At 73.3% G+C, this 4531-nt stretch carries 5 protein-coding genes; 1 reads left to right on the top strand and 4 read right to left on the bottom strand.

Annotated elements, in window-relative coordinates; genetic code table 11:
- Positions 1–1271: protein kinase (locus ACEPPI_RS39925; protein WP_373920152.1), on the bottom strand; the 1271-nt coding region annotated here is incomplete at its 3' end.
- Positions 1272–1402: 131 nt separating this feature from the next.
- Positions 1403–2203: a VOC family protein gene (locus tag ACEPPI_RS39920; protein WP_373920151.1), complete on the bottom strand. Its 801-nt coding sequence runs from the start codon at positions 2201–2203 to the stop codon at positions 1403–1405.
- A gap of 296 nt (positions 2204–2499) precedes the next feature.
- Between ACEPPI_RS39920 and ACEPPI_RS39915 the strand changes: the two genes are divergently transcribed.
- A complete protein-coding gene (locus ACEPPI_RS39915) occupies positions 2500–3147 on the top strand; it encodes a TetR family transcriptional regulator (RefSeq protein WP_356223063.1) in 648 nt (215 codons plus the stop codon).
- Between the two features lie 82 nt (positions 3148–3229).
- On the opposite strand, the gene ACEPPI_RS39910 is transcribed toward ACEPPI_RS39915, so the two are convergent.
- Both ACEPPI_RS39910 and ACEPPI_RS39905 read right to left on the bottom strand, forming a co-directional pair.
- Positions 3230–3703, bottom strand: coding sequence for a nitroreductase family deazaflavin-dependent oxidoreductase (locus ACEPPI_RS39910; RefSeq protein WP_030236531.1), 474 nt, complete (start codon positions 3701–3703; stop codon positions 3230–3232).
- Positions 3703–4531: acyl-CoA dehydrogenase family protein (locus ACEPPI_RS39905; protein ID WP_373920150.1), on the bottom strand; the 829-nt coding region annotated here is incomplete at its 5' end. The genes ACEPPI_RS39910 and ACEPPI_RS39905, both read right to left, overlap by 1 nt.

Raw genomic sequence — 4531 nt, 5'->3', positions numbered from 1 at the left:
GCCGGGGTGCCCGCGGGCGGCCGGACCCAGCCGGTCGCGGAATCGGCGCCGGAGTGCCCGGCCGAGGAGGAGGCCGTGGCACGCGGGCCGGGCCCGATCGGGACCGGGGAACCGCCGACCAGGACGGGCGCACCGGGCGCCGAGGAGGCGGCGACCGGGGCCATCGGCGGACGGTCCGGGCGCGGCGGGAGCGCCTGCCCGGTGCGCGGGTCGACCCAGGGGTCGGCGGCGCCGCGCGGCCGGCGGTGGGTGGCGCCCTCGGACGCGTGCCCGGACTGCGCACCGGACTGCGGCCCGGAGCGGGGGCCGGACAGCGGAACGGACCGGGGGCCGACCGGGGGCTGGGCCGGGACGGCGGGCGCGGTGGCGGCCGTACGGTGGCCCGCGCGGCGGGCCTCGATCATCGCGACGGCCCGCTCCGGGAGCCACGCGGAGGCGGTGCCGCTCTCGTCGCCGCCCTCGAAGAGGTGCGGGGCCAGCTGCGCCTGGAGGTCGGCAGGGGTGGGACGCAACGTGGCGTCCATCTGCATGCAGGAGTCGATGAGCGGCCGCAGCTCATCGGGGAGCCCCTCCAGGTTGGGGCCCTCGCGCAGCAGCATGAACACCGTCTCGACGGGGTTGGCCCCGTGGTACGGCGGGTGCCCGGTCGCGGCGAAGACGAGGGTGGAGCCGAGCGAGAAGATGTCGCTGGCGCCCTTGACGCTGCGCGAGTCCTTCGCCTGCTCGGGCGACATGTAGGCGGGGGTACCGACGGCCACGTTCGTCATGGTCAGGCGGGTGTTGGAGACCCCGCTCGCGATGCCGAAGTCGATCACGCGCGGGCCGTCCTCGACGACGAGCACGTTGGAGGGCTTCAGGTCGCGGTGGACCAGGCCCGCGCCGTGGATGGACTGGAGGGCCTCGGCGATGCCGGCCGCGAGCCACCGTACGGCCTGGGCGGGCATGGGCCCGCACTCGTTGACGATCTCCTCCAGGGAGGGCGCCGGGACGTACGCGGTGGCCAGCCACGGAACGGCGGCCCGCGGGTCGGCGTCCACGACGGCCGCCGTGTAGAAGCCGGAGACGGCGCGCGCCGCCTCCACCTCGCGGGTGAAGCGCACCCGGAACAGCTGGTCCTCGGCGAGCTCGGTGCGCACCGTCTTGATGGCCACTCTGCGGCCGGATGCCGACCGTGCGAGATAGACCAGCCCCATGCCGCCGGCGCCGAGCCGTCCCAGCACCTCGAAGGGGCCGATCCGTCTCGGGTCGTGCTGCGTCAGCTGCTCCACCACTCGCCTCCACACCTCCCCGTACGGGTCACCTGCCGGACCCGCTCCACCTCACCGCGGGCGGGGCCCGCGGTAGCGCAAACCCGATTCTGTCAGGCCCGCGCCCGGTCCGGCCCCGGCTCCCGCCCCCGCCTTCACGCGCCGGTCTTCACCCGGGGCTCCGACAGCAGTCCGAACACGGCTCCTTGATTGTCGGCGACGACCGCGATCCGCCCGTACGGCGTGTCGAACGGGTCGGCCGTGACGCGTCCGCCGAGCCGCTGGACGGTGGCGACGGACTGGTCGCAGTCGGGGACGGCGAAGTAGGCGAGGAAGTGCGCCGGCATGATCTCCGGGAACGCGTCGGTGATCAGGGTGCGGCCGAGGACGGCGGTGTCGGAGCCGGGGGCGGCGCCGGGCGGGGACCAGACGCGGTAGGCGATGCCGGTCTCGGGGTCGTCCTGGTCCTCGGGGACGTAGCCGAAGACCTTGGCGTAGAAGGCGTCGACGGCCTCCCGGGCCCGGGTGTAGACCTCGGACCAGCAGTACGTGTACGGCTCCTGCTGGGCGTCGAAGCCGTGGTGGGTGCCGGGCTGCCAGAGGCCGAAGACGGCGCCGCCGGGGTCGGCGGCCATCGCGGCCGTGCCGTAGGGGCCCACGGGCTGGGGGTCCATGACCATCTGGCCGCCGGCGGCGCGGATGCGCTGGGCGCAGGCGTAGGCGTCGGTGGTGTACAGGTACACGCCCCAGACGGTGGGCATGCGGCCGTCGGGCTTGGGCGCGAGGGCGGCGATGTTGCGGCCGCGGCTGTAGGCCTGGGTGTAGTGGCCGTACGCGGGTCCCGCGCTGTCGGCGAAGGTCCACCCGAAGAGCTCGCCGTAGAACCGCTTGCCCGCCTCGACGTCGGGGAGCGAGGCGTCGACCCAGCAGGGCGAGCCTTCCGCGAATGCGGCCATGGGGCGGATTCCCTTCCGTTGCCGGGATCGTACTGTTTTCGTGCGTAACAGACATGATCCGCACGAAAACTTGTCCACAGCCTGTTGATAAGACTATTCGGGGGATACGCCACGATACGGGTGGACCCGTACGGACCGCATGCCCGGGTCCGGCGGCCCGCACCGGCGGGTCCGCACCGGCCGGAATTCGCCGCCCGGCGCTCCACACGGGCGCTTCCCCCCCAGGTCGGCGGGTGCGTAGCCCCATTTGCAGGCGGCCGAATAGCGCGCCGATCCCCCCTCGGTAAGCTGACGGCATGACAGGACAAGTACGCACCGTCGACGGGCGTGTCGCCGGCCGGCGCGGCCAGGCGACGCGGCAGAAGCTGCTCGACTGCCTCAGTGAGATGCTCAGCTCCTCGCCGTACCGCGACGTCAAAGTGATCGACGTCGCCCGCAAGGCCGGTACCTCCCCCGCGACCTTCTACCAGTACTTCCCGGACGTCGAAGGCGCCGTCCTGGAGATCGCCGAGGAAATGGCCACGGAGGGCGCGCAGTTGACCGCGCTCGTCGAGGGCCGCAACTGGGTCGGCAAGGCCGGCTGGGCGACCGCCGAGGAACTCGTCGAGGGATTCCTGGACTTCTGGCGCCGCAACGACGCCATCCTGCGGGTGGTCGACCTGGGCGCGGCCGAGGGCGACAAGCGGTTCTACAAGATCCGCATGAAGATCCTGAACTCCGTCACCAACTCCCTCACGGAGTCGATGAAGGAGCTCCAGGCCAAGGGCAAGGTCGACAAGGACCTCAGCCCGGCGGCCATGGCGGGATCGTTGGTCGCGATGTTGGCCGCGGTCGCCTCGCACCAGAAGGGGTTCCAGACCTGGGGCGTCAAGCAGGCCGAACTCAAGCCCAACCTGGCGCTGCTCGTGCACCTCGGCATCACCGGGAAGAAGCCCACCAAGTGACGGCGGACCCTCACCGAGGGTCCGCCGGCCTTGCCCGCCCGTCCACCACGTCCGCGATCAGCGCCGCTAGCGATCAGCGCCGCTAGCGCCGCTCCAGACGGAACAGCCTGATCTCGCGCTCGATGCGCGCCTGGTACGTCGCGTACGGCGGCCAGAACCTCAGCACCGCCTGCCACGCCGCCGCGCGCTCGGCCCCCTCCAGCAGCCGCGCCCGCACGGCGATGTCCCGCCCCTGCCAGTTCACGTCCGCGTCCGGATGCTTGAGCAGGTTCCCGGTCCAGGCCGGGTGGCCGGGGCGGCCGAAGTTGGAGCCGATCAGCAGCCAGCTCACGCCTCCGTCCTCCGGCATGCACGCGAGCGGCGTGGTCCGTGGTTCACCCGTCTTCGCACCCTTCGCGGTGAGGATCACCCCGGGCAGCATCCGGGCGCTGAGCAGGACCTTTCCACGGGTCAGGCGGTGCACCGCCTTGTCCATGGCGGGGATGAAGTGGGGTGCGATCCTGGCGAACAGGAGGGTCGAGGAGACCTTCTGGATCAGCTTGACGCCGGGAGCCATCAGACGGCCACCTTTTCGTTGCCGGTCGTACCGGAGGTCGGGGTGAACAGCCCGGACCGCTGCGCGGCGTGGGCACGGAGCCGGTGGACGGGGCCGAAGAGCAGGTCGTCGGCGGCCGCCCGCTTGAAGTACAGGTGGGCGTCGTGCTCCCAGGTGAATCCGATGCCGCCGTGCAACTGGATGGCCTCGCCCGCCGTGGCCCGCAGGGCCTCCAGGGCCTGGGCCAGGGCGAGTGCGCCCTGGCCCGGGTCCCAGGCCGCGTAGTAGGCGGCGGAGCGCGCCGCCTGGATCTGTACGTAGAGGTCGGCGAGGCGGTGCTTGACCGCCTGGAAGGAGCCGATGGGCCGGCCGAACTGCTCGCGCCGGCGCACGTGCTCGACGGTGCGGGCCAGTGCCCGGTCCGCCGCGCCGACCGCCTCGGCGGCCAGGACGGCTGCGGCCGTACGTCCGGTGGCGGCGAGGGCGGGCAGCGGGTCGCCGTCTTCCTCGCCGAGCAGTTCCGCCGGTACGTCGCGCAGTTGGACCCGGCCTTGGGGGCGGGTCTCGTCAAGGGTCGGCTGCCGGGTGCGTACGAGGCCGGGCGCGTCCGCCCGTACCAGGAACAGCAGGGTCCGGCTGCGGGCGAAGCCTCCGGCGTGCGCGGCGACGAGGAGCAGGTCGGCGCTGTGGCCGTCGAGCACCTGGGCGACCTCGCCGTAGAGCCGCCAGGCAGGGGCGGTCGCGGCGGGAGCGGTCGCGGCGGGAGCGGTCGCGGCGGGGGTGCCCCGTGCGGGGTCGGCCGGTCCGGCGGCTCCCGGTGGGGCCGTGGTGGCGGCGGGCGCCTGGACC

It is taken from the genome of Streptomyces sp. AB3(2024) (assembly GCF_041862025.1).
Lineage (GTDB): Bacteria > Actinomycetota > Actinomycetes > Streptomycetales > Streptomycetaceae > Streptomyces.
Note: the sequence above shows the minus strand (reverse complement) of the source record. Positions and strands in the feature narration are given on the sequence as shown.

Excerpts from the sequence above, each read along its gene's own strand:
- ACEPPI_RS39920 (WP_373920151.1), bottom strand. The coding sequence starts at position 2,203 with ATGGCCGCATTCGCGGAAGGCTCGCCCTGCTGGGTCGACGCCTCGCTC.
- ACEPPI_RS39915 (WP_356223063.1), top strand. The coding sequence starts at position 2,500 with ATGACAGGACAAGTACGCACCGTCGACGGGCGTGTCGCCGGCCGGCGC.
- ACEPPI_RS39910 (WP_030236531.1), bottom strand. The coding sequence starts at position 3,703 with ATGGCTCCCGGCGTCAAGCTGATCCAGAAGGTCTCCTCGACCCTCCTG.